The organism is Acinetobacter genomosp. 15BJ (assembly GCF_000400715.1).
Taxonomy (GTDB): domain Bacteria; phylum Pseudomonadota; class Gammaproteobacteria; order Pseudomonadales; family Moraxellaceae; genus Acinetobacter.
The window spans coordinates 86,362-109,793 of the sequence record NZ_KE007347.1 but is presented as its reverse complement, the minus strand read 5'-3'; the positions used below and the strand labels follow the sequence as shown (position 1 = coordinate 109,793).

Genomic DNA, 23,432 nt, shown 5'->3' with positions numbered 1-23,432 from the left:
GATAAGAATATGGCTTACCAATATCACGATGAAACAATCGTAACGGAACTCCCAGAAGATACGGTCTTTGTTTTTGGTAGTAATTTAGCAGGGATACATGACAGCGGTGCGGCCCGTGTCGCAGCACAACACTTTGCGGCAGTCAAAGGTGTTGGGCGTGGTTGGGCTGGGCAAACCTTCGCAATTCCAACACTGAACGAACATTTACAACAAATGCCATTGGCTCAGATAGAGCATTATGTCGAGGACTTTAAAGTCTACGCAAAACACCACCCTAAAATGAAATACTTCTTAACGGCCTTGGGCTGTGGTATTGCGGGTTATAAAGTATCTGAAATCGCCCCATTATTTAAAGGCATTCACTCCAATGTGATTTTTCCAGAATCTTTTCGTCCCTATATCGAAGAAGATGCCGTTTCGCAATTTCCTGACCTAACTGCTGATGCGGTACATGCTTTTATTTCTGATAAGGTCATTTTCTATTTCGATCATGGCTATGAGTCTTTCGAGGAAGCACTCGATCAGACTCAGTTAACCGCAGCTGAAAAAGCCATTGCTTTGGTTGTTTTAAATGAAGAGTTGTACCCACGTGATCGTTATGGTCGCGGTCGTGAACATGAAATCAACGACATTTTAGGCAAGCTCAATGGCAAAATTTTCAATTTCCATAACAATGCTGAAGGTGCCATGACCTTTGTGAGTGTGATTATTGCCTTGATGGAACTGTATGATATTGATGAGTACGATTTTCTCAAACTTTGGCGCGGTGAACTAAAAATACAACATCCTCTCAACCGCCATTAACAATAAAAAAGCCAATCAAGATGATTGGCTTTTTTATTAACGCTTACCCATCGAACGACGTGTACCGCGTGGTGGCATCCAAGTGCGATCAGCATATTGTTCAGGTTTTGGACGAACCTGATTATGCGTTGCATCCTCAGCATCATCCTGAGCAGATGGCATCGGGAAAGGCAATTTCACCAAAGCTTTTTTGGCTTTAGGTTGTTGGGTACTCATTGGAATTCTCTCGAAATCTAGATTTCTAGCCGCACATTGTAATAGATTTTTGCGCTTTTGATAAAAATAAAATATGTAAAAAAAACACAATGATTCTAATGCTTAAAATTTAGTAACTTTTTATGCGATTCTGGCAAGTTTCAGCCACAAAGAAGTCGATTTAGGCTAAGATAACCTGCTTTTTATTTTTTAATCCCATAAGAAGGAATAATGCCGTGGACGTACGTCTCTCTGATCGTGTCAATGCCATCAAACCGTCCCCTACACTTGCAGTAACCAATAAAGCCGCTGAGCTTAAAGCTGCTGGTAAAAACGTGATTGGTTTAGGTGCAGGCGAACCAGACTTTGATACCCCTCAACACATCAAAGATGCCGCAATTGAAGCGATTAATAAAGGCTTTACAAAATATACAGCTGTAGACGGTACTCCAAGCTTAAAAAAAGCAATTATTGCGAAATTCAAACGCGATAATAATTTAGATTATCAAGCCAACCAGATTCTCGTGTCTTGTGGTGGTAAGCAAAGTTTCTTTAACTTGGCACTTGCTTTGTTAAACAAAGGTGATGAAGTGATCATCCCTGCACCTTTCTGGGTAAGCTATCCAGATATGGTGATTATTGCTGAAGGCACACCCGTGATCGTGAAATGCGGTGAAGAACAACGCTTCAAAATCACACCAGAACAGTTAGAAGCAGCGATCACACCAAATACACGTTTAGTGGTATTAAACAGCCCATCAAATCCAACGGGTATGATCTATACCAAAGCTGAATTAGAAGCTTTGGCAGAAGTGTTACGTCGTCACCCACAAGTATTTGTTGCTTCTGATGACATGTATGAACCAATTCGTTGGGAAGATGAGTTCTACAATATTGCGACTGTTGCACCAGACTTGTATGACCGTACCATTGTTTTAAATGGCGTATCTAAAGCCTACGCAATGACAGGCTGGCGTATCGGTTATGCAGCAGGTCCTGCAAAAATTATTGGTGCGATGAAAAAGATCCAGTCACAATCGACTTCAAACCCAACTTCGATTTCGCAAGTTGCAGCTGAAGCAGCATTGAATGGCCCACAAGATGTACTTGAGCCAATGATTGAAGCCTTTAAACGTCGTCATGACCTCGTTGTGAGTGGCTTGAATGATATCAAAGGGATTTCTTGTCTTCCTGCTGATGGTGCTTTCTATGCCTATGCAAACATCCGTCCATTGATTCGTGCCAAAGGCTTAAAATCTTGCACAGAATTCTCTGAATGGTTACTTGAAGAAACAGGTGTTGCTGTTGTTCCTGGTGATGCATTCGGTTTAGGTGGCTTTATGCGTATCTCTTATGCAACTGCTGACGAAGTTTTAGTTGATGCTTTAGCACGTATTAAAAAAGCAGCTGATTCAATTGAAGGCGTTGATGCCGCAATTGCATCGATTGCAGCAGAAAAAGCTGCGAAATAATTTTCCCGCAATAAAAAAGAAGCTTCTCAACGGAGCTTCTTTTTTTATCTCTTAAATTAAGATCTACAATGCAATTAGAATTTCCTACAAGCTGCACTATTCCGCAGATTCACCACTAAAAAGTGCAATGACCTCAGCTTCAGTCATCTTCTTGGTCGAATTTTGAAAAGCATAGAACTCAGGTTTACAATCAATATAAATCTCCAGATCGAGATTTAAATCTTGTGGTGACTCATTCAATGCAAATGCATTGATATTGCAATAATTCTGATCTTTAGTCCGCCAAAATAAATTGGTGCCACAGGCATTACAGAAGCCCCGCTCACCCCAAGCCGATGAGTTATAAACAGAAAGGTGCTCTTGTTTTAAAAATTTTAAGCTGCCCTGTTTCACATCAATCGTCATAATCACACCACTGGTCTGCCGACGACAAATCGAACAGTGACAGGCATGTACATCATGATTACTTAATTCAACTTCAAATGTGGTTTCACCACAAACACATTGTCCTTTCATTATAAATTTACCTTTTATTCAAAATTGTTATTTATGAATTATCCTTAGCATAAAACAAAGCAAGCATGGCGCAATCAATAATTTGTAAAACATGATATTGATCGATGAACTGTATTGACAGCCTGTAATGGAAAGACTACGTTATACACAAGTTCCTTTTTAGAACTATATAGGAAAAAACATGAAACACCCGAAAGAAATGAATGGACTTGAGTTTTTAACCGCGATGTGTGAAGGGAAAATTCCACCTGCCAGTATTAGTGAAACCATTCCGATGCAACCTGTAGAAGTTGCAGAAGGATTTATCAAATTCGAAGTGCAAGCAGATCAACGCCACCTTAATCCGCTGGGTGGTGTACATGGTGGTTTTGCTGCAACCGTACTTGATTCAGTGACAGGCTGTGCTGTTCATACGCTTTTAGAAGCCGGTGTTGGTTATGGCACCATTGATCTAAATATTAAAATGTGTCGGCCTATTCCTAAAAATCAAAAACTCACAGCGATAGGCAGTATGATCAATATCAGTAAAAATTTAGGAATTTCTGAAGGTAAGATTGTCGATGCAGATGGCAAACTTTATGCCCATGCAACCGCCACCTGCATGATCATTCGCCCATAAGCACAGATTAAGCAAATGGGCTATTTAATCATAGCCCTATGCAATGGCCTTATTCGCTTGAAAGTTTTTTGGTCGAATACATAAATGACTGAATACTGCGTATTGCCAAATGCTTTTCACTTGTACTGAGACAACTTTTTGCTCTGCCACAGACCAAGCCAAAGCAGTGTTTGCGCCTAAAAATAATTCACCACCCAGTTGAAATAAATATAAAGGTGCGTGCTCATCAACAGTCGATGTATTTTTTTGTGTGAGTAGATCTTTAGGTGTTTGAATTTTCCACTTATTACCAAACCATAATTGCAATAAATCGCCTAGATACAAGGCTTGTTGCTTAAACGGAAAAGTATTTATAAATGAATGCTCAACTGGCGTGTAATACTGCTCAGCATCTTGAATAATTTCGAGATAATGCTGTTGATAAAAAGACAAATTTGAAAAAATAGATTGAATATTTAGAATAGTCATTTCGACCTCCAATTTAGCCATTTTAGTGCTGGCAAGTAGGGTTAAATCCACACTGTTTAGATAAATATCTAAACGCTCTTTCTAATTGGAATCTAGCAACAGCCTGTTCAAAGTTCAAGTTATTTTTCCAACTTTATCGCAATTGTGCAAATAAAAAGCATACGATGCAAAAATGAAAGAAACATGACAGTTTTATCTTGACCAATTTTAAAAGCTGCCTATAATGGCACTCAGATTCTCCCATAGCTCAGTCGGTAGAGCGACGGACTGTTAATCCGCAGGTCCCTGGTTCGAGCCCAGGTGGGAGAGCCAAGATTCTAAAAAGCCCAGATCATTGATCTGGGCTTTTTATTTAAAATGAACAAAATATCCTTATAACGACAATTACTATTATTTTGTTCATTTCATGTTGAGTATCGTATAAATTTCGACCTAGCTTATTATTTCAACTATAAAATAAAACTTAACGATGATGTTAAGGAAAACACATAATGAAAAAACTTCTATTCTGTTTAATCGTCTATTGTAGTCCAGCAATGGCCGCCCAAACCACTTGGTATGCTGGTTCTTCTTATAAGGGCACGGTGACTGTGCCAATTGAAAATGGACCCAATGTCGTCTGGAAATGTAATGGTCGTGTATGTAGCATGTCTGGCTCTTGGGGCAATGCTCTCTCCTTAGATTCTTGTCAGAGTCTAGTCTTACGTATTGGTAAGATTAGTTATTATAAAAACTCAGCTGGTGCAATCTGGAATGCCCGCTCCACTGAATTGGCACAATGTAATCAAGTTGCACGTTAATACACAATATTTTGGTTAAGCGATTATTATTCATACTGATTTTACTTGACGGACTACCATTTAAGCCCTAAAATTCGCTCCAGATTCTCCCATAGCTCAGTCGGTAGAGCGACGGACTGTTAATCCGCAGGTCCCTGGTTCGAGCCCAGGTGGGAGAGCCAAGATTCTAAAAACCCACTCTTAATTGAGTGGGTTTTTTATTTGCTCTTTGATAAATACATGTTTGAATCGAATCACTTCTTATTTCTAACGATTGGTTTTATTAGTACAGCTATCTTGCTGTTTAGCTGTATACGCCCTTTCTTTCCCAAACAAAAATTCTTTGCTCGACCTGTCATCACATCATTTGAATCCAGAATGTTTGTACGATTACAACAGGCCTTTCCACAGCATCATGTGCTTGCGCAGGTTGCCTTCAGTGCATTGATTACCAGTGATCATTATAAGATCCGTAGTAAATTCAACCGTAAAGTGACCGACTTTGTGGTTTTAGATCAAGAGATGAATGTGCTGGCGATTATTGAGTTAGATGACCCAAGCCATGTCGGGAAGGAATTAGAAGATAAAAAGCGCGATCAGATGCTGCAAGAAGCAGGCTATTTAGTGCAGCGCTATACACAAATTCCATCTGTAAAACAGTTACAGATGGATCTTCGATAGTCGGCTAATTTAATAAAGATTATTCCGCCTTCGTCGCTTGTTCAGCATTTTTCTGCTGTTCAAATTTCTTTGCCATTTCAGCGCGTTGCTGGTCATATTTTTTCTTGGTTTGTGCATCACTTTTGGCAGCAACAAAGGCCATACCTACAATAAAAATTGGAATCAACAATCCCAAACTCATTAATAACCAAGGGATTGATTTTTTCTCAACAGGTGGCTGGCTCATAAGTGATTTAAACTCAAATTGCATGGCTTTAAACAGTGCAACAATATAACAAAAAAGAGCCTCTATAAAGAGACTCTTTTTACGATTAGGCAAATATCAAAATCATATAAACCTATAAACCAACACCTGTACAATGCGGGCTCTTACTTGCATCTTTCTGAGCATCGGTCAGTACAATGCCAGTACCTGCTGACATATTGGCTTGGATAAAGCCATAAGCATCCGCATTCTTACATACAATTGCTTGAGTATGACTCGCCCCAACAACTGGCAAGAAAGTGACTTTAGTGCCCAATGCAATCAATCCTTTTTGCAAAGAATCTGTCACTGGGTAAGGCACTGCCATATCTAATGTACCCTGAATAATCATCACTGGACTGTTTATTTTCTTGGTCGCAGGTTGATTATCTGTTAGGAATTTTTTCACTGTTGGATTTTCTTGGAAGTTACCCGCTAAACCTGGATAGTCCAAAACAGTTTTAGTGGTATCTTTGCTAATAAAGTCACGAATATCTGCTGCAAATTTATTATGCAAATCATCTAAACATACGCCATTCTCACCTGTAGTACCTTCGGCGAATTCAGCAATTGAGCGAGAACGTTCCTGAAAAATTTCTCGATAATTAAATTTAGGATCATAAGCAGTAATACCAACAGTCGTATATGCAGCATAAGCAAGCAGCTCTGCATAGACTTCAACAGCTGTACCTACTGGTGCAAGACCAGCCTGTTCTTGCTTAAGAATATTTGCAATTGCCTGTGGTGCAACAACAGAGATGATATAACCAAGGCTAGATGCAGGTGCGCCCGCAACCGCACCTTTATAATTTGCATCATTATTTGCAAATTCAGCAGTACCCAATGAAGCATGACCACCTTGAGACTGACCAATAGACATCCATTGTCCGTTGAGTTTCGCCCCATAATGATCTTTTGCTGCTTTTACCGCTGCAATCGCAGATTTAGCTTCACTACCCAAGTTTAGATATGGATGAATTCCTGGAGTCCCCAAGCCTTCATAATCTGGTGCAATCACCACATAACCTGCCGCCAATAAAGTATCAGCGAGGAGTTTAAAGCGAGGATTCACAGTATTATTACTTGGTGCACAGCTATCACCCACCCCAACCGTACCATGCTCCCAGACCACCACTCTATAACCATCAGCAGGCTGAGCAACTTTAGGGAACATCACCAGTGCGGTTGCTTTGGCAGTGCGACCTTGAACATTCTCCATGTTATAAGTCATTACCTTGAGTGATGAGGCATTATCCACTTTATCCTTGGAATAAGTCGTTTCAGACAGATAGGTTTTATTCGAATCTACCCCGGTATAATCATCATCATTGTCATTACACGCTGTTAAAAATAATGCAGAAATCGAGAAAGTAACTGCTAAAGCAATGTTTGACCGTTTCATAAAATATCCTTTTAGTCCTTGTCTTATTTTTGTGCATGAATCTACATGCCGTATTATTAAGGCATAAAAAAAGTGCCCTGCATAGGACACTTTTCAACTATTCAGTCAATTTAAAATATGAATTCTAAAAAAATTCCAAGAAAAATAATCAGTCCCACCCAACGATTGTGACGAAATGCCCAAAAACAAATTTGTGGATCACGATCTTTGGTTTTGAAAGCTTGATAGGCAAAATCTACGGCAACGATCAACAGCGCAATCAATCCAAACGGTAACAACAGATTTTCCAGATATAAAGCCCCACCAATGAGGAGCAAGCTTAAAATTTGAAGTAAGCCAATAATCTGTATATCGTAACGACCAAATAAAATCGCTGTCGATTTCACTCCAATTTTCAAATCATATTCACGATCGGTAATTGCATACTGAGTATCGTAGGCAACCGTCCAAGCCAAATTACCAAAATATAAAAGCCAACAGGTTAAATCTAAGGGCTTACCCATCGCGGTAAAAGACATGGGAATTCCCCATGAAAAAGCCATACCTAAAACCACTTGTGGTAAGTGTGTATAGCGCTTCATAAAAGGGTAAACGAATGCCAGCACTAAACCTGCTAAGGCACAATAAAACGTCGCAATCGGTAGAAAAAATAAAGTACACGCACTTGCTGCAACTAATCCCAAAAAAACATAAACCGCTTCGCGAGGACGAATAATACCTGTGGCTAATGGACGTGTTTTAGTACGCTCTACATGAGCATCGACTTTACGATCAGCAAAGTCATTGATGGCACAACCCGCTGCACGCATAAAAATAGTGCCCAAGACCATCGCAATGAGAATCTGCAAAGGTGGTAAACCGCCCGCAGCAATCCATAATGCCCACATAGTTGGCCAAAAGACCAGTTCTGTACCTACTGGCTTATCAAAACGGCATAGATAGTAATAGGCTTCTAAACGTTGCCGCCATGTTGTGTGTTGCACTGTTTCCATGATGAATCCTTAGAGTCAATGCTGTCGAATAAACTGTTCAAATGCGGGAAGAAATGTTTCTTGCACGATAAATTTGCAGCCATGCCAAGTATAGCAACTTTGTCTGGTCCAACCTTCTTCAAAATAAATCACTCGTCTTTCACAAACTGGATTGGTTCGTTGAAATAGGAACCAACCAATAGGCTTATTACGGATATGCCGAAATAATCGTGCTTTCTTATGTAAGCTTAAAATCGGAAAGATACTCTTTGCTTTTACCCAAGCTTCTGTTTCACTACCATAAAGGTTAGTTTCACGTACCCATGCAATATGGTGTGCTGGCATTTGCATCCACTGGCTATCATTGAAAGTAAGCCGTTGGAAATGCTCTTTTATACGTTCAACATGAAACTCCCCCCCGCCCAAATCAGTCAACTGCTGAGTGAGGGAACCAGATGCATACAACCATTTTTTTAATTCAGCTGGGATCTCTTGCCCCTTAATTCTGTTTGGTCGTAAATTTCGCATGCTTGGCTCACTAAAAACATCGCGATTAGTGTACATGAATTTTTTGGGAAAAAGCGCATGACTTTCAATTGAATCAAAAACATAAAAAAGCTCGCCGAAGCGAGCTTTTTTTAATCTGTATGTATTACAGGCTGTAGTACATATCAAATTCAACTGGGTGAGTCGTCGTATTAAGACGACGCACATCTTCAGTTTTAAGTTCGATATATGCATCAAGCATTTCTTTAGTGAATACACCACCTTTCAACAAGAACTCATGATCCGCTTCAAGTGCAGCAATCGCCATTTCCAAGTTGTGAGCAACTGTTGGGATTTTTGCTTCTTCTTCAGGAGGAAGATCATACAAGTTTTTGTCAGCAGCTTCACCTGGGTGGATCTTGTTTTGAATACCATCAAGACCAGCCATTAACAATGCAGCAAAACCTAAGTATGGGTTCATTAATGGATCAGGGAAACGTGCTTCAATACGCTTGCCTTTAGGGCTAGAAACGTAAGGAATACGGATAGAAGCAGAACGGTTACGTGCTGAGTAAGCAAGCATAATTGGTGCTTCGTAGTGTGGAACTAAACGTTTATAAGAGTTTGTACCTGGGTTAGTAATCGCATTCAACGCACGTGCGTGTTTGATTACACCACCGATGAAGAACAACGCCATTTCTGACAAACCAGCATATTCATCACCAGCAAACAAGTTCTTGCCATCTTTAGAGATTGACATATGAACGTGCATACCAGAACCGTTATCACCAACCATTGGCTTAGGCATGAATGTCGCTGTTTTGCCATATTGGTGAGCAACGTTCCAAACTGCATATTTGAACTGTTGAACTTCGTCCGCTTTACGAACTAAGGTATTGAAGCTCACACCAATTTCTAATTGGCAAGATGCAACTTCATGGTGATGTACTTCTACACGACCAGGACCCATGATATCTTCGATACGTGCACACATTTCAGCACGCATGTCTTGATGAGAGTCAACTGGAGGAACTGGGAAGTAACCGCCTTTAACACGTGGACGGTGACCTGAGTTACCTGCTTCGTAGTCTTTACCTGTAGACCAAGCAGCTTCTTCAGCGATCAATGTGTGGCGCGCGCCAGACATGTCGATGTCCCATTTCACTTCGTCAAAAACGAAGAATTCTGGTTCTGGACCAAAGAATGCTGTATCACCGATACCTGTAGATTTTAAATATTCTTCAGCACGACGAGCAATCGAACGTGGGTCACGCTCGTAACCTTGACCAGTTGAAGGCTCGATTACGTCACAAGTCACAACAACTGTAGGCTCAGCAAAGAACGGGTCAAGAAAACCTGTTTCAGCATCTGGACGTAAGATCATGTCAGAAGCTTCAATACCTTTCCAGCCAGCAATTGAAGAACCATCAAACATTTTACCGTCTTCAAATGTATCTTCATCAATGGTATCAGCTGGGTAAGTTACGTGCTGCTCTTTACCCTTAGTATCAGTAAAGCGAAAATCGACCCATTTTGCGCCACTTTCTTTGATGAGTTGAAGGACCTTGTTCGCCATGCTCATTTGCTCCAATGAAGTTTTTATGCACTTGTTAAGTGCGTGTTAGTTGTTGGTGTATAATTAGCAATTATCATACCAACAATTTCAAAGCATACCTAAAACATTGAAATTCTTTGTAGAAAAAATGCTTTAGGCTCCCTGTCCTATGCCTACTATAATGTCTGCATTTAAAAATGCACCATATTTAAACATTCCTATTTTAGCGCGTCCCCAAAAAAGACATAATGAACCAAAATAGTGCAATACATATAACAAAGAACCAATGTAGTGCCAATTACGCTTTTATTATTTGCGTAAATTGGCTTTTTATATCATTCTTTTCAAGATCATTCCAATCAATTCATTTAGACTTTCGATTCACTTTCAGTTTTTTTTCTCAAGTGTTTCAATTACAAAAATTTATGATCAATTACCTGCTCATTTCAACAAACAAAATTGCCCCTTTATTTAAGTGCTGAGATTTCCGAAATATTCAACATTGGCTATTTGTTTTTGCTATGATTATTCGTCTAAGAATTGTGGTCCATCATTCTCCATTTTTCTTAAAGTGAGTAACAATGTGAGCAATATCAGCACTCATTTGTTAAAACCTTAAATATAATCAATAGGTTGAATATAAAATGCTTCTAATGGTCGATAACTATGACTCATTTACTTACAACATCGTTCAATACTTTGGCGAGTTGAATCAAGAAGTAAAAGTTGTTCGTAATGATCAAGTGACATTAGAGGATATTGAGCGATGGCAGCCGAAATACCTGGTGATTGGCCCTGGTCCATGCTCTCCGAGTGAAGCAGGCATTTCAATTCCAGCCATCAATCACTTTGCAGGGAAAATTCCTTTGCTTGGCGTTTGCTTAGGTCACCAAGCCATTGGACAGGCTTTTGGTGGCAATATTATCCGCGCCAAAACAGTCATGCATGGTCGCCTGTCCGATATGCATCATAGTGACAAAGGAATTTTTAGCAACTTGCCATCGCCTTTTGCTGCAACACGTTATCATTCATTGGTGATTGAGCAAGAAACACTCCCAGAGTGCTTAGAAGTGACGTGTTGGACCAATCAAGCAGATGGCACGATTGAAGAAATTATGGGTGTGAAACATAAAACACTGCCTGTAGAAGGTGTGCAATTTCACCCTGAGTCTATTTTGAGTGAACACGGGCATCAAATTTTCAAAAACTTCTTGGATATTTATGCTTAAATCCTAGAACTTGATTCAATTTAGTTTCCTGACAGCCCATTTTTAATCAATGGGCTGTTTTTATTTTGAACATATAAAAACAATATACAACTCATACATACTGCACAAATTTTCAGCATTAAAATTAATCTGAAAACTTACACTTAAAAACAAGTCATTCTTTTTCAATAATTAATCCACTTTTCACACGTTATAAAAAGTAAGTTCAATCCTCGATTTCTGTTTTGCCTGATTGCATTTTACTTTTTTAGATTAACTATAGTCATAGGAATGATTAAGTTTCAGGGCGGCTGGATGATAGAATCTAAGTCATTGTTCTTAGCATTCCCCCTGAATGATTTATCAGGATAACCTATTGTGAATACCTTGGTTTTATTGAATATTATTGTTTTCGTCCTGCTCATGGCAGGATTGTTTTTTAGCTACCGTAAAGATTGGAGTCTCTCCAAAAAAGTTCTGATCGGTATGATCGTAGGTATCTTTTTTGGTTTAGCACTTAAAGCGATCTATGGTGACAACCCTGTTATTGAGCATTCAATTGCATGGATTAACCTTGTTGGTAATGGTTATGTACAGCTATTACAAATGGTGATCATGCCGCTGATTTTCATTTCAATTTTAAGTGCAGTGGTGAAGTTACACCAAACCACTTCTCTTGGAAAAATCAGTGTACTCGTGATTGGTATCTTGTTAGTGACCACGGCAATTGCCGCACTGGTGGGTGCAGGTATTACCAATTTATTTGGTTTAACGGCGGAGGGACTGGTACAAGGTACTAAAGAAGCAGCACGTCTAGCCGCCATTCAAAGTCAATACATTGGGCAAGTGACAGATTTAGATGTTCCAAAACTCTTGCTTTCTTTATTCCCACAAAACCCCTTTGCAGATTTAACCGGTGTTCGTCCAACAGCGATCATCAGTGTAGTGATTTTCTCTGCATTTTTAGGTGTGGCAGCACTTAAACTGATGGATAAAGACACCGTCAATGGTGAAAGAATCAGACACGGGATTGAAGCACTGCAAGCTTTGGTGATTAGCCTTGTCCGTTTAGTGATGCAATTTACACCTTATGGTGTATTGGCACTGATGACCAAAATGGTGGCAACAGCAAATGTAGCCGACATTGTCAAACTTGGTGAGTTTTTAGTTGCTTCCTATCTTGGACTTGCAATTATGTTCCTCGTACATGCGCTGATTTTACTATTTGTACGTGTCAATCCAATCGACTTTTTCAAGAAAGTTTTCCCGGTTTTAACTTTTGCATTTACCAGTCGTTCAAGTGCAGCCAGTATTCCGCTTAATATCGAAGCACAAACCAAACAATTGGGTGTGCCTGAAGGTATTGCTAGCTTCTCTGCTTCATTTGGTGCAACCATTGGTCAAAATGGTTGTGCAGGTTTATACCCGGCGATGCTGGCGGTGATGGTTGCGCCAACTGTGGGTATCAATCCACTTGATCCATTATGGGTTGCCCAATTGGTTGTGGTAGTGACCCTTAGTTCGATTGGTGTTGCTGGCGTTGGTGGCGGTGCAACCTTCGCTGCTTTAATCGTCCTACCAGCGATGGGCTTACCAATTACTTTAGTTGCGTTACTGATTTCAATTGAGCCATTGATTGATATGGGTCGTACGGCTTTAAACGTCAACGGTTCGATGACTGCAGGCACAGCGACCAGCCAATTACTCGGTGTCAGAAATCCGCAACCAGATAATGATGCTTAAAACACACTGAAAATAAAAAAGCCAACGCATGATCGTTGGCTTTTTTATAACTGAATAAATTACAACTTCAACTGTTGCACAAGCGAACCATCTTGCTTCGCAACTAAGGACTCACACAGTTGAATCCGTTCCTTGGTTTGATTTAAACCGCGCTCAACCCCCACTAGCTCTTTAGTTCTCGATGCAAAGAAAGTGTTTAGCTGTGTTGCTTCCTGTTGTGAACATGCTGCACCACTAAACAATGCGGGGAAACGTCCAGCAGAAGACTTGCCTAAACGATCAAACACCGCCTCATGATTGGTCTTAAACCATGACCAGAGTCCACCTTGTTCACCACTATAGCTATTGATTGAGTTAATCACGGTACGTACTTCACCGACTTTCACACGTGGATCTAAAACTAACTGACGTGCCTGCTGACGTGTTCCCACCTGATTTGCTGAACCTAAGGCAGTGAGAATTGCCAAACGTTGGGTCGGTTGAGTGATGCGTTGTAACTCTCCTGCTAAACGATCAAAGGTAGGTTGGCCTTTTTCTTGGACACGTACTGCCAAAATCGTTGGCAATAATTCTGGGGTGAGCTGGGCAAAGTTCAGTTGCGCCTGTTCAAATAAAACATCAGATTGCTTTAACAGTTTTTGGCGAACTTCTGGTACCTGAATTTCCAATGCAAGAAATTGGGCTAACTCACTCCGCCACAAGCTATCCTCAGCAGACTCACCTGCTTTACTCTCATAACCCAATTGATTCAATTTAGGTAGGTACAAATTCGCGAGCACTTTTCTAAAATGTTCACGTTCTGCTTCTGTCTTCAACACATGGCGTTGAATCGTACTGAGTTGCTGAAACAATGCCGTACTAATTTGCCGGCTATTCGAGCTCGCAAACTTCTTCGCAACATCTACCACCGCCAACAAGTTAATATCACCATGGTTAAATGCCGCTGAAATAGCATAGGCATAAGCCAATTGTTCAGTATTGGACAGTTTTTCCGTAGCGGCAGTCAGACGAGCAAGTTCTGGTTCAGGCAAACTAAATTGGTAATAGCCTGCTGCATCCGCATTTGGAATATACCAACTGTTAATACGTGCACCTTTGAGTTCAATTTTGGCTTCCGCTTGATCAATCAACTCACACTGAACTTTACTTGCCGCATTGGGAACTTCGTAACGTACACACAACGGTACCCCCCAAAGACTGTTGGCATCGCCTTTAGAACCAACGGGTAAATAGCGTGTTTGTTTTACATTTAAAAAGACTTTATTACCTTGTTGCTGCAATGAAGTATTCAGCAACGGTACACCTGGTTGATCAATAAAACTTTTCACTGCTTTGCTAAAACGCTCAGCTTGACCGGATTGTTCTGCGAGGGAGCTAATTAAATCATTGGCAGTAGCAGTGCCATATTGATGCTTGTTAATATAGTTTCTTACCCCTTGTTTGAATTTTTCCTCGCCTAAATAACTTTCAAACATATTTAAAACAGCTGCGCCTTTTTGATAGGTAATACCATCAAAAGCAGTTTGAATATCGGCGTTACTTAAAATTGGCTGACGGATACGGCGTACACTGACCAAACTATCGCTTTTCATCGCGCCGGCAGTATCGACGACACGTTCAAGATCAGCGTTAAATTCAGGATGTAATTGTTGGGTAATTTTACTTTGCATCCAAGTCGCAAAAGATTCATTCAACCACAGATCATCCCACCACGGCATAGTCACTACATCCCCAAACCATTGGTGCGCCAATTCGTGTGCATTGACATTAAATGAACTCTGTACAAAAGACACTGGAGAGTCTTTATCTAGCAGCATCAAATAATCTCTAAATGTAATCAGTCCGGGGTTTTCCATCGCACCCGCAGCAAAGTCAGGTGCAGCAAGTAAATCCAGCTTGTCGAATGGATAACCGAATGCAAAATAATCTTCTAATGTTTTTAAAATCGCGGGGGTTTCAGACAAGGCATGCTGCATTTTTTCAGCCTTAGCATCGGGTGCAAGACCACGTAATTTGATCGCCTCTTTACGCCACTCAGTCGCACCAATATCAGGACCTTGTTGTACTTGCCAAGGGCCAACCGCCAGTGCCAATAGATAGGTTGGCAGTGGTTTGGTCGGTGCAAAGCTTAACGTTTTCCAACCCGATTTTTCGGCCTGTTCAGAGACTTGATTGGTATTGGTAAAACCTGAATATTTGCTTGGTATGGTTAATCGAATATTAAAGGGCGTTTTAAAGCGCGGCTCATCAAATGATGGAAAAGATTGACGTGCACTGATCGCCTCCATTTGAGTCATGACATAAGGTTTACCTTCAAATTCGATTTTATAAATACCATCCAGTTGCTGATCATAGTCTGCATTAAAATCCAATATTAAACGGTATTGCCCTGCGGGTAATGTCTGGGCAAACTTAATCACACTGACACCATCGACCTCTGAAGCTTGCTCATATTTGGCTGTGGTTTTCTGCCCAGCTGCGGATAGGATGTTGGCGTCTTTTACCGATAAAGATTTACCATGAATCCAAACATGATCGGTTGCTTGGGTCAGTTTTAAGTGGATTGTGGTTTTACTGGTATAACTTTTTTGTGCAGGGTCAATTTTAAAATCTAAATCATAAGATTCGGGTATGGCCCATTCAGGTAATTTGCCGATTGGAATTTGTTCATTGCTATTTGATGCAAAAATCTGTGTTGCGGATAAAGAAAGTAATGTTGTCAGTAGCAATTGTTTTTTAAATGAAGGTTTGACCAACATAGGAGATCTGTCCTCTGTAGTTTTTAAAATAAAAAGATGCAGCAAATGGTGTACCACTTCGCTGCATCCACACATCATTGTTAGAATTTATAATTAAACTCCAACCAACCCTGACGGCCGATTGGTGAATATGATCCTACTGGATAATATGGCCATCCGCCTGTGTCATCGTGTTTCACTTTGTCAAATAGGTTATTCACAATGATTGATGCAGAGGCCTTGGGTGAAATTTGATAAGTTCCACTCCAATTGACCAAATAGGTCGGGCTTAAGTAAGCCGTTTGATTACCGTTTGGAATCTTGCCATAGCGATTGACTAATACAGTTGATGCCCAATCACCGAGATTCCAACTGAGACTGGTATTAAAGCGATCTCGCCAATCTGGAATGGTTAAATCTTTTAAATAGTTATCTTTCTCGCCATCTTTTGATTGTTGATATTCACGTTCAAGCACACGGCTATAATTCACCGTCCACAGGAAGTTACCTAAATTTTCTGTTTTCCAGCGCCATTTGCTGGTGAAATCAATCCCGCGAGTATGATCTGAGGCTGCATTGATCGGAACAATATTGATATTATTGATGACATTTGGATCAACCACCGCATTTATAGGGTTACGTTCTACACGCGCCAACGCATCAACACATTGTGCCGAATTGATATCTTGTGCACCCAAACGACAAGCAGCTTCTAAGCGTAGAATTTTATCTGGACTGAGATTGGTCACCAGATTATCAATTTTGATATCCCAATAATCCACCGAGATATCAAACTTATTACTCGGAGACCATACAAAACCTGCGCCATAAGATTTGCCCTCTTCTGGTTTTAAATCTTTGTTGCCCGTTAATGTGTAGTTCGCGCCAGGCGAATAATCTTTAAAGCTACATTTATCTAATGCTTGTCCCGTTTGGCTGCAGCGTAAATAATCGGTAGTACTTGGGAAATACCCTCTTTGTTTATTTAAAAACAGATAGTTCATATCTGGTGCACGGAAACTGGTGGCGTAGTTGCCTCGCACCAATAAAGTTGAATGTGGTCTAAATTCTAAGCCTGAACCAAATGTGAATTTATCAATACTGTTATCTGATAAGGCATAGCGGTCATAGCGTCCAGATAAGGTTAAATTGAGTGGCTTGGCTAAAGGTAAGAATAATTCCGTACCCAAGGCTTGACGGGTACGTGCCCCACCATATTCGCCACTGGAAGTGGCATTATAGAAGTCCCCATTTTCCACCGCCTTATCGGGTTTGATTTTAAAACCTTGGCGTCCAATTTCTGCCACCGCAGCCAGCTTGGCCGTTCCTGCAGGCAATTCAAATACATCACCATTGGCACTCAAGGTTAAGCTTTGTGCCCATGACTTGTCTTTCTCCTCAGTCGTGCCTGAAATGCTTCTAAACTCACTAGCGGTCAGTGGCCGACTGATACGATCTAAATGCGGGGAATAAATTGGAATACCATCTTGGTCTACACCCTGTCGCTGACCTAAAAAATATTCATCAACATTCGAACGAACCAGCCCCTGTTTACGTAATTGACTGGTATAAATCGAGCCATTATAGGCAGCTTCATAACGCCAGCTACTGTCCCCAATATCACCGCGAATACCAAAGTTCAAATTGGAGGAGAGTTCTTTCCATTTTTTATTGGCTTGCTCAACATCACCGAGTTCTTCTGGTGCAAAACGTCGTGTCCAGATTTCATAATTTCCTGTGTCTTGATTGAGGAAATAGCCACTACTTGCGCCTAAAGAAGTCCATGTCGGGCCACGTGTATTGTTTTCAATTTGATTGGCACCAATCAAAACATCTGCGAATAATTGGGTTTTCTCATTCAGCTCATAATCTAAACCGAGATAACCATTTTGACTGCGATTCTTGGTTTGAACGGTCCAATAGGTCGGTCGAGCTAAACCGCTGGCACAATTATCTGCTCCTGCTTTGCCAATATTTGTTACTGAGCCTTTAAATAGATCATCAAATGCATCACAGCCACTCATTGAAAGATACTGGCCTGTCTTGGCATTTTTACGTCCAACGATCGTGTCTGGCTTTTCCCCTCGACGCGTTCGGCTCGTCATAAAGTCACGATCAGCCGCCCAAATCGGTTCACGCCCACTCAGCTCAAGTCCATAAACAAGATTGAGCTTGTCTAATGTTTTACTGCCACTCAATTGTAGACGTAAATTTTCACCACCTTCTTTAGTGCCACCTGCCTTGATATTGAATTGTGTACCATCGGTTTTCTTCTTCAGGATGATATTGACCACACCTGCAATCGCATCCGAACCATAAATCGCGGAAGCACCTCCATTCAAGATTTCAATACGATCAATAATTGCAGTTGGGATATTGGCTAAATTGACAAAATTCACGGCGCCGTCATAAGGCACAGGATAATCGGCAACCCGATGCCCATTAATTAAGGTTAAAGTATGGTTCGGCCCTAAACCACGCAGACTGATGGCATTGGCTGCGGGAGTAAAAGTATTGCCATAATCCGCACCTTGTACAAAACCTGTGTTTTGAGTCAGGTTATTCAAGGCATCAAAGGCATTACTAAAACCCTGTTTTTCAATATCTGCGGCAGTAATGACCGTTACACTGGTTGGGCCATCTTTTTGCGCTTTGGAGATGCGTGAACCTGTCACCGCAACACGTACCACCTTATCCGATACAGCCTCTTTCTGTGGCGTTTCAGTCTTTGTCTCGGCATAGGCTTGCAATGGATGAAAAAGTGCAACGAAAATAAAGACAAACGAATGCTTCTTTTTGCTGACCCCGATATATTTCAAGTAATTTGAATACATATTAATTTATGAATGACATTAAGACCGCCCTAATATATCCACTTTTATTTAGTTGATTTATACACATTTTTATAGGAATATGTGCGAATAAGATATACCAAATGGTTGATTATTTATCATAAAAATTCAAATAATAGGGTTAAAAAATAAAACCTTTTTCATTTAATCAACGAAGATCACAAATTTGTCAAAATATGCAAACAATCTAAATTTTAAAAACTCTCTAGCAACAACCTAAATCTTCGGTTATTTTCTGCTAACATAGCTCCTTAGCAATAGGGTCACACCTTACTAAATGCCAAGCTACCCTTCACCATCAACTAACTTCACTTAAAAATTTTAATCATTAATGCTGTAACTCATGACTATGAATATCCAACAGGCTCTTAATCACATTACTAAAAACATTCATCTTACCCAGCCGCAAATGGAAGATGTCATGCGTAGCATCATGCAAGGCGAAGCAACCGATGCACAAATCGGCGCGCTGATGATGGGCCTACGCATGAAGGGTGAAAGTATTGATGAAATCACTGCCGCAGCACGTATCATGCGTGAGTTTGCAATTAAAATTGATGTCAGTGATATACCTCATCTGGTTGATATCGTGGGTACAGGTGGTGATGGTCAAAACCTGTTTAATGTTTCAACCGCTTCAAGTTTTGTGATTGCCGCAGCTGGTGCAACCATTGCTAAACATGGTAACCGTGGCGTATCAAGTAAGTCAGGATCTTCTGATGTACTTGAAAAAATTGGCATTCAACTTGATCTAGATATGCAACAAACTGAACGCTGCATCCGTGAAATGGGTGTAGGTTTTCTGTTTGCCCCAAATCACCATAAAGCAATGAAATACGCTGTTGCGCCACGCCGTGAGTTAGGTATCCGTAGTATTTTCAATTTACTTGGACCTTTAACCAACCCTGCTGGCGTGAATCGTTTTGTGATTGGCGTATTTTCAGATGAATTGTGCCGTCCTATTGCTGAAGTATTAAAGCAACTCGGTGCCGTACATGTACTGGTTGTACATTCTAAAGATGGCTTAGACGAAATCAGTCTTGCTGCACCAACTGCTGTGGCTGAACTAAAAGATGGTGAAATTACCGAATGGATTCTAACGCCTGATGAAGTCGGCATCCAATCTCAAACACTCACAGGTTTAGTGGTCGACAGTTCAGAAGCAAGCTTAAAGCTGATTAAAGATGCTTTGAGTCGTGACAAATCTGAGATTGGTGAAAAAGCAGCGAATATGATTGCACTGAATGCAGGTGCGGGTATTTATGTCGCAGGTATTACCAAAACCTATAAACAAGCAGTTGAGCTCGCTCAAGATATTCTTTACGGCGGACAAGCCTTAGAAAAAATGAGTATCTTGGCTGAATTTACCAAGACATTGAAACAATATCAGGCAGACTAAGGACTTCTCATGATCAATATTCAAAATACCATTTTAGGTAAAATTGTTGACCGCAAACATGAGGAGCTTGCAGTACGTTTGAAGCAACGTAGCTTGCATGATGTTGAGCAGTGGGCAAATGAAGCAACACCTGTGCGTGGTTTTGCCAATGCTTTACAGCACAAACGTCCTGCTGTGATTGCTGAAATTAAAAAAGCATCACCTTCTAAAGGGGTGATCCGTGCAGACTTTAATCCTGCAGAGATTGCACAACAATATGAACAGGCGGGCGCTGCTTGCTTATCGGTATTGACTGATGTGGATTTCTTCCAAGGTGCAGATGAGAATATTGCGATCGCACGTCAGCATTGTGCCCTACCTGCTTTGCGTAAAGATTTCTTGATTGATCCGTACAATGTTGTTGAAGCACGTGCGCTACATGCCGATTGTATTTTATTGATCGTGGCATGTTTATCTGATCAACAACTGGAAGAAATGTCGAAAACGGCATTTGAACAGCAACTTGATGTGTTGGTTGAAGTGCATGATGAATATGAATTAGAACGTGCGTTAAAACTTTCTGAACAATGTATTTTGGGTGTAAACAACCGTAATCTTAAAACCTTTGATGTGGATTTAAATACATCATTACGTTTAAAGAAATTATTGCCTGCTTCTCGTGTTTTAGTTACTGAAAGTGGTATCGCCACACCTGCGGATGTAGACATGATGCAAGCCAATGATATTCACACTTTCCTTGTGGGTGAAAGCTTTATGAAACAGCCTCGCCCTGATCAAGCATTTAATGCTTTGTTTGGGCAACCTGATCTGATCTAAGCAAATTAAGGTTCAAGGTACAATTCTGCCTTGAACCTTTAAAATAATGCTAGAACTCAATATAAATTCCGAATAAAGAATAAAAAAGTCAGAGTTCGAAAATACTTAAAAATTAAATATTGATGGAACAATATGAGTAATGTTTTATTCATCCTAGGGCTAATCTTTTTAGTTGGCTTTCCTATTTATAGCCATCTATTTTTCTACGATAAAATTCAGAGATTTAAAGATCCAAGAGTTTTTTACTGCTTTACGATCATTCCTGGCTGTATTCTTATTGGCATTGCCGTGTATTTGTCTCCCGCAAAGACCTACATCAAAACTGAAGCGTGTGGCATTGTAAAACAATATAAAATGTTCCCGAAGAAACGAAGTCAAATCGAGCGGCTAGCGATTGTCATGGAGCAATCTGGCTATATTCGTTATTTTGACTTTGATAACACTTTGCCGCGTGTTCAAGTAAATGACCATATATGCTTTGAACTTTATGATCGCTTTAAGAATAAAGGCTTAAACCAGTCACGCATTATCAAAATTATTACTCCTCCTTAAGTAATAAACGCCATTAAACACTTAGTTTTTTAATACAACGATCACAGAGAAGTAAAAACTAAATTAATTTCTCACCTACACATTCAATTCTGTCTAATGATTTAAATTGCATTCCTTTTCCCCATGAATGCAATTCAGTTCAAATCATCACAGTTTCGGACTATAATTTTACATCTCTCGTATCTTGCCTATTTTTCTAAACTTATGAGTAAACATGATTCATCGCTTTCTAAAGATCAGTTTAACTTACTGAAAGCCTTTAAAAAGCAAATCTCTAATCCGCAATCAAGTGCTATTGTCAAACAAGCAGAGTCACAAAAGACTCCAGCCGTTGCTGAAGAGTTGGAAGATACTGAGCTTTTCAAAAAAGCCCTGCTTGGGGTAAAGCCAATCGACAATCAAAATATTGCCGATACTCGCGTTGCACGCAGTAAAAAAGTCGATGCCCAAACCTTGGCAAAACGTGCTGCGGCAGAAGGTGGTGCAGAACAAGAGCTCACAGAGATTTCCGATACTCAAGCGATCTTAAATCCTGTTGCCAGCCAAGCAACTTTAAGCTACCGCATTGCGACCTTACAGCACAAAGTATTTGAAGACTTGAAAGCGGGTAAAATTCGCTGGTTCGAGGCAGTCGATCTACATGGATGTACAGTAGAACAAGCACGTGCTGCGGTTTTACAAGTACTCCAAATGGCAAAAGATGAAAATCAAAATGTCGTTAAAATTGTGCATGGCAAAGGTCCTGAAGCCATTTTAAAAACGTATGTGAATGGCTGGCTCAGACAACATCGAGATGTACTTGCTTTCGTCAGTGCTCCTGAAAATCAAGGCGGTACTGGTGCTGTTTTAGTGCTACTCAAACGCGCCGAAAAGAACCCTAAATACAAGCAATAATCGGCATTTGTATCAAAATTAAGATTTCTAATCGTTTTCTGATACAATTGCCGTTTTTGTTCAACCCACCTAAGTGAACATTGTTATGTCTATGCAGCAATCGTACGCAAATATCTTAACTGCCGTTGGTGAAGACCTAAATCGCCCGGGCTTAAAAGATACGCCAATGCGTGCGGCTAAAGCTTTCTCTTTTTTAACTTCTGGCTATAGCAAAACGCTTGAAGAAGTTACAAATAGCGCGCTCTTCCCTTCCGATAACCATGAAATGGTATTGGTCAAAAATATTGAATTTTATTCACTTTGTGAACATCACCTCCTACCATTCTATGGTCGTGTGCACATTGCTTATTTACCTGAAGGTCAAGTTTTAGGTTTATCTAAGTTTGCGCGTATTACCGAAATGTTTGCACGTCGTCTACAAGTTCAAGAGAACTTGACACAGCAAATTGCAGAAGCAGTTGCTGAAGTGACTCAAGCACGTGGTGTTGCAGTTGTGATTGACTCTGCGCATATGTGCATGATGATGCGCGGTGTAGGCAAACAAGAATCAACCACACGTACGGTTTCTTTTGTTGGTGACTTTAAAACAGACAAAGATGTACGTCGTGAATTCTTAAGCGCTGTTCCTGAAAACTATTAAGCTGGGCAACCTAGAATGTCATCAGTTCAGTTAGCAGGTTTCGGCGATTTAATCGCAAATGAAGCAACTATTGATTATCCTCGTCCCGATCGTTTGGTTCGAGGTAATCCTGAACGTTTAACCTATAGTTTATATGAACATCCACATATGGACTGTGGCATTTGGCAATGTGAAGCTGGTGCCTGGAATATTCAATTTGCTGAAAATAAACAAGAGTTTTTTCAGGTCATTGAAGGAATTGTGCGTATCCACGATGCAAAAACCAATTCTTTTATTGAAGTGACTGCTGGAAATGCAGGAATTATCCCACCCGCATTTGTTGGTACATTTGAAGTCATTGAAGCGGTTAAAAAATACTATGTGATTGTTGAGGTTTGATCTGCCTAGCCTGCACTGAT

22 protein-coding genes, 2 tRNA genes and 1 pseudogene are annotated in these 23,432 nt (G+C 40.4%); 15 read left to right on the top strand and 10 right to left on the bottom strand.

Annotation, left to right across the window (positions count from 1 at the left end; genetic code table 11):
• The first annotated feature begins 9 nt into the window (after nucleotides 1-9).
• Complete coding sequence (locus F896_RS13400) at nucleotides 10-804, top strand: A1S_2505 family phage non-structural protein (protein ID WP_016163063.1); 795 nt, start codon at nucleotides 10-12, stop codon at nucleotides 802-804.
• Nucleotides 805-840: 36 nt separating this feature from the next.
• Here F896_RS13400 and F896_RS13405 read toward each other — a convergent pair whose 3' ends face one another.
• Nucleotides 841-1,020 carry a hypothetical protein gene (locus F896_RS13405; protein WP_004652676.1) on the bottom strand — a complete coding sequence of 60 codons (180 nt, stop codon included), beginning with the start codon at nucleotides 1,018-1,020 and terminating at the stop codon, nucleotides 841-843.
• Between the two features lie 215 nt (nucleotides 1,021-1,235).
• Between F896_RS13405 and F896_RS13410 the strand changes: the two genes are divergently transcribed.
• Nucleotides 1,236-2,471, top strand: a complete 1,236-nt coding sequence (locus tag F896_RS13410) for a pyridoxal phosphate-dependent aminotransferase (protein WP_004808509.1) — start codon at nucleotides 1,236-1,238, stop codon at nucleotides 2,469-2,471.
• Between the two features lie 96 nt (nucleotides 2,472-2,567).
• Here F896_RS13410 and F896_RS13415 read toward each other — a convergent pair whose 3' ends face one another.
• A complete protein-coding gene (locus F896_RS13415) occupies nucleotides 2,568-2,987 on the bottom strand; it encodes a GFA family protein (RefSeq protein WP_016163062.1) in 420 nt (139 codons plus the stop codon).
• Nucleotides 2,988-3,168: 181 nt separating this feature from the next.
• Here F896_RS13415 and F896_RS13420 point away from each other — a divergent pair, with 181 nt between their 5' ends.
• Nucleotides 3,169-3,606 (top strand): PaaI family thioesterase, encoded by a 438-nt coding sequence (locus F896_RS13420; RefSeq protein WP_005202437.1) that lies wholly within the window; start codon nucleotides 3,169-3,171, stop codon nucleotides 3,604-3,606.
• Between the two features lie 36 nt (nucleotides 3,607-3,642).
• On the opposite strand, the gene F896_RS13425 is transcribed toward F896_RS13420, so the two are convergent.
• Complete coding sequence (locus tag F896_RS13425) at nucleotides 3,643-4,074, bottom strand: hypothetical protein (RefSeq protein ID WP_016163061.1); 432 nt, start codon at nucleotides 4,072-4,074, stop codon at nucleotides 3,643-3,645.
• Between the two features lie 236 nt (nucleotides 4,075-4,310).
• On the opposite strand from F896_RS13425, the gene F896_RS13430 reads away from it, so the two are divergent.
• From F896_RS13430 to F896_RS13445, 4 genes are all read left to right on the top strand, one after another.
• Nucleotides 4,311-4,386: transfer RNA gene (locus tag F896_RS13430), tRNA-Asn, on the top strand.
• Between the two features lie 179 nt (nucleotides 4,387-4,565).
• Complete coding sequence (locus F896_RS13435) at nucleotides 4,566-4,874, top strand: DUF8200 family protein (RefSeq protein ID WP_016163060.1); 309 nt, start codon at nucleotides 4,566-4,568, stop codon at nucleotides 4,872-4,874.
• A gap of 85 nt (nucleotides 4,875-4,959) precedes the next feature.
• A tRNA-Asn gene (locus tag F896_RS13440) sits at nucleotides 4,960-5,035 on the top strand.
• Between the two features lie 58 nt (nucleotides 5,036-5,093).
• On the top strand, nucleotides 5,094-5,534 hold the full coding sequence (locus tag F896_RS13445; RefSeq protein WP_032882328.1) for a DUF2726 domain-containing protein: 441 nt from the start codon (nucleotides 5,094-5,096) through the stop codon (nucleotides 5,532-5,534).
• Nucleotides 5,535-5,553: 19 nt separating this feature from the next.
• On the opposite strand, the gene F896_RS13450 is transcribed toward F896_RS13445, so the two are convergent.
• The 5 genes from F896_RS13450 to glnA all read right to left on the bottom strand — a co-directional run bounded on the left by F896_RS13450 (nucleotide 5,554) and on the right by glnA (nucleotide 10,219).
• Nucleotides 5,554-5,760, bottom strand: a complete 207-nt coding sequence (locus tag F896_RS13450) for a hypothetical protein (RefSeq protein WP_005202434.1) — start codon at nucleotides 5,758-5,760, stop codon at nucleotides 5,554-5,556.
• 112 nt (nucleotides 5,761-5,872) lie between these two features.
• A complete protein-coding gene (locus F896_RS13455) occupies nucleotides 5,873-7,180 on the bottom strand; it encodes an alpha/beta hydrolase (RefSeq protein ID WP_016163058.1) in 1,308 nt (435 codons plus the stop codon).
• A 110-nt stretch (nucleotides 7,181-7,290) separates the two neighbouring features.
• Nucleotides 7,291-8,172 (bottom strand): 4-hydroxybenzoate octaprenyltransferase, encoded by an 882-nt coding sequence (ubiA, locus tag F896_RS13460; RefSeq protein ID WP_004808525.1) that lies wholly within the window; start codon nucleotides 8,170-8,172, stop codon nucleotides 7,291-7,293.
• 15 nt (nucleotides 8,173-8,187) lie between these two features.
• Nucleotides 8,188-8,679: a chorismate--pyruvate lyase family protein gene (locus tag F896_RS13465; protein WP_016163057.1), complete on the bottom strand. Its 492-nt coding sequence runs from the start codon at nucleotides 8,677-8,679 to the stop codon at nucleotides 8,188-8,190.
• Between the two features lie 124 nt (nucleotides 8,680-8,803).
• On the bottom strand, nucleotides 8,804-10,219 hold the full coding sequence (gene glnA / locus F896_RS13470) for a type I glutamate--ammonia ligase (protein ID WP_171057879.1): 1,416 nt from the start codon (nucleotides 10,217-10,219) through the stop codon (nucleotides 8,804-8,806).
• A 617-nt stretch (nucleotides 10,220-10,836) separates the two neighbouring features.
• Here glnA and F896_RS13475 point away from each other — a divergent pair.
• A complete protein-coding gene (locus tag F896_RS13475) occupies nucleotides 10,837-11,421 on the top strand; it encodes an anthranilate synthase component II (RefSeq protein ID WP_004808529.1) in 585 nt (194 codons plus the stop codon).
• Nucleotides 11,422-11,778: 357 nt separating this feature from the next.
• Complete coding sequence (locus F896_RS13480) at nucleotides 11,779-13,143, top strand: L-cystine transporter (protein ID WP_016163056.1); 1,365 nt, start codon at nucleotides 11,779-11,781, stop codon at nucleotides 13,141-13,143.
• A gap of 59 nt (nucleotides 13,144-13,202) precedes the next feature.
• Here the strand turns inward: F896_RS13480 and F896_RS13485 are convergent.
• A pseudogene (locus F896_RS13485) lies at nucleotides 13,203-15,975 on the bottom strand (M1 family metallopeptidase).
• A gap of 7 nt (nucleotides 15,976-15,982) precedes the next feature.
• Nucleotides 15,983-18,715 (bottom strand): TonB-dependent receptor plug domain-containing protein, encoded by a 2,733-nt coding sequence (locus F896_RS13490; protein ID WP_016163054.1) that lies wholly within the window; start codon nucleotides 18,713-18,715, stop codon nucleotides 15,983-15,985.
• Between the two features lie 367 nt (nucleotides 18,716-19,082).
• On the opposite strand from F896_RS13490, the gene trpD reads away from it, so the two are divergent.
• From trpD to F896_RS13520, 6 genes are all read left to right on the top strand, one after another.
• Nucleotides 19,083-20,132, top strand: a complete 1,050-nt coding sequence (trpD, locus tag F896_RS13495) for an anthranilate phosphoribosyltransferase (protein WP_081402387.1) — start codon at nucleotides 19,083-19,085, stop codon at nucleotides 20,130-20,132.
• A gap of 9 nt (nucleotides 20,133-20,141) precedes the next feature.
• Nucleotides 20,142-20,948 (top strand): indole-3-glycerol phosphate synthase TrpC, encoded by an 807-nt coding sequence (gene trpC / locus F896_RS13500; protein WP_016163052.1) that lies wholly within the window; start codon nucleotides 20,142-20,144, stop codon nucleotides 20,946-20,948.
• Nucleotides 20,949-21,080: 132 nt separating this feature from the next.
• A complete protein-coding gene (locus F896_RS13505) occupies nucleotides 21,081-21,500 on the top strand; it encodes a hypothetical protein (protein WP_016163051.1) in 420 nt (139 codons plus the stop codon).
• A gap of 204 nt (nucleotides 21,501-21,704) precedes the next feature.
• Nucleotides 21,705-22,394 carry a Smr/MutS family protein gene (locus tag F896_RS13510; protein WP_032882327.1) on the top strand — a complete coding sequence of 230 codons (690 nt, stop codon included), beginning with the start codon at nucleotides 21,705-21,707 and terminating at the stop codon, nucleotides 22,392-22,394.
• A 91-nt stretch (nucleotides 22,395-22,485) separates the two neighbouring features.
• On the top strand, nucleotides 22,486-23,034 hold the full coding sequence (gene folE / locus F896_RS13515; protein ID WP_005202404.1) for a GTP cyclohydrolase I FolE: 549 nt from the start codon (nucleotides 22,486-22,488) through the stop codon (nucleotides 23,032-23,034).
• A 15-nt stretch (nucleotides 23,035-23,049) separates the two neighbouring features.
• Complete coding sequence (locus F896_RS13520; RefSeq protein ID WP_016163049.1) at nucleotides 23,050-23,412, top strand: cupin domain-containing protein; 363 nt, start codon at nucleotides 23,050-23,052, stop codon at nucleotides 23,410-23,412.
• The last annotated feature ends 20 nt before the right edge of the window (nucleotides 23,413-23,432 follow it).

Bases quoted from the DNA above. Each gene is read 5' to 3' on its own strand.
- glnA (WP_171057879.1), bottom strand. From the start codon at position 10,219: ATGAGCATGGCGAACAAGGTCCTTCAACTCATCAAAGAAAGTGGCGCA.
- F896_RS13400 (WP_016163063.1), top strand. From the start codon at position 10: ATGGCTTACCAATATCACGATGAAACAATCGTAACGGAACTCCCAGAA.
- trpD (WP_081402387.1), top strand. From the start codon at position 19,083: ATGAATATCCAACAGGCTCTTAATCACATTACTAAAAACATTCATCTT.
- F896_RS13455 (WP_016163058.1), bottom strand. From the start codon at position 7,180: ATGAAACGGTCAAACATTGCTTTAGCAGTTACTTTCTCGATTTCTGCA.
- trpC (WP_016163052.1), top strand. From the start codon at position 20,142: ATGATCAATATTCAAAATACCATTTTAGGTAAAATTGTTGACCGCAAA.
- F896_RS13425 (WP_016163061.1), bottom strand. From the start codon at position 4,074: ATGACTATTCTAAATATTCAATCTATTTTTTCAAATTTGTCTTTTTAT.
- F896_RS13415 (WP_016163062.1), bottom strand. From the start codon at position 2,987: ATGAAAGGACAATGTGTTTGTGGTGAAACCACATTTGAAGTTGAATTA.
- F896_RS13445 (WP_032882328.1), top strand. From the start codon at position 5,094: ATGTTTGAATCGAATCACTTCTTATTTCTAACGATTGGTTTTATTAGT.
- F896_RS13510 (WP_032882327.1), top strand. From the start codon at position 21,705: ATGAGTAAACATGATTCATCGCTTTCTAAAGATCAGTTTAACTTACTG.
- F896_RS13435 (WP_016163060.1), top strand. From the start codon at position 4,566: ATGAAAAAACTTCTATTCTGTTTAATCGTCTATTGTAGTCCAGCAATG.
- F896_RS13490 (WP_016163054.1), bottom strand. From the start codon at position 18,715: ATGTATTCAAATTACTTGAAATATATCGGGGTCAGCAAAAAGAAGCAT.
- F896_RS13420 (WP_005202437.1), top strand. From the start codon at position 3,169: ATGAAACACCCGAAAGAAATGAATGGACTTGAGTTTTTAACCGCGATG.
- F896_RS13505 (WP_016163051.1), top strand. From the start codon at position 21,081: ATGAGTAATGTTTTATTCATCCTAGGGCTAATCTTTTTAGTTGGCTTT.
- F896_RS13405 (WP_004652676.1), bottom strand. From the start codon at position 1,020: ATGAGTACCCAACAACCTAAAGCCAAAAAAGCTTTGGTGAAATTGCCT.
- F896_RS13475 (WP_004808529.1), top strand. From the start codon at position 10,837: ATGCTTCTAATGGTCGATAACTATGACTCATTTACTTACAACATCGTT.
- F896_RS13465 (WP_016163057.1), bottom strand. From the start codon at position 8,679: ATGCGAAATTTACGACCAAACAGAATTAAGGGGCAAGAGATCCCAGCT.
- folE (WP_005202404.1), top strand. From the start codon at position 22,486: ATGCAGCAATCGTACGCAAATATCTTAACTGCCGTTGGTGAAGACCTA.
- F896_RS13520 (WP_016163049.1), top strand. From the start codon at position 23,050: ATGTCATCAGTTCAGTTAGCAGGTTTCGGCGATTTAATCGCAAATGAA.
- ubiA (WP_004808525.1), bottom strand. From the start codon at position 8,172: ATGGAAACAGTGCAACACACAACATGGCGGCAACGTTTAGAAGCCTAT.
- F896_RS13450 (WP_005202434.1), bottom strand. From the start codon at position 5,760: ATGAGCCAGCCACCTGTTGAGAAAAAATCAATCCCTTGGTTATTAATG.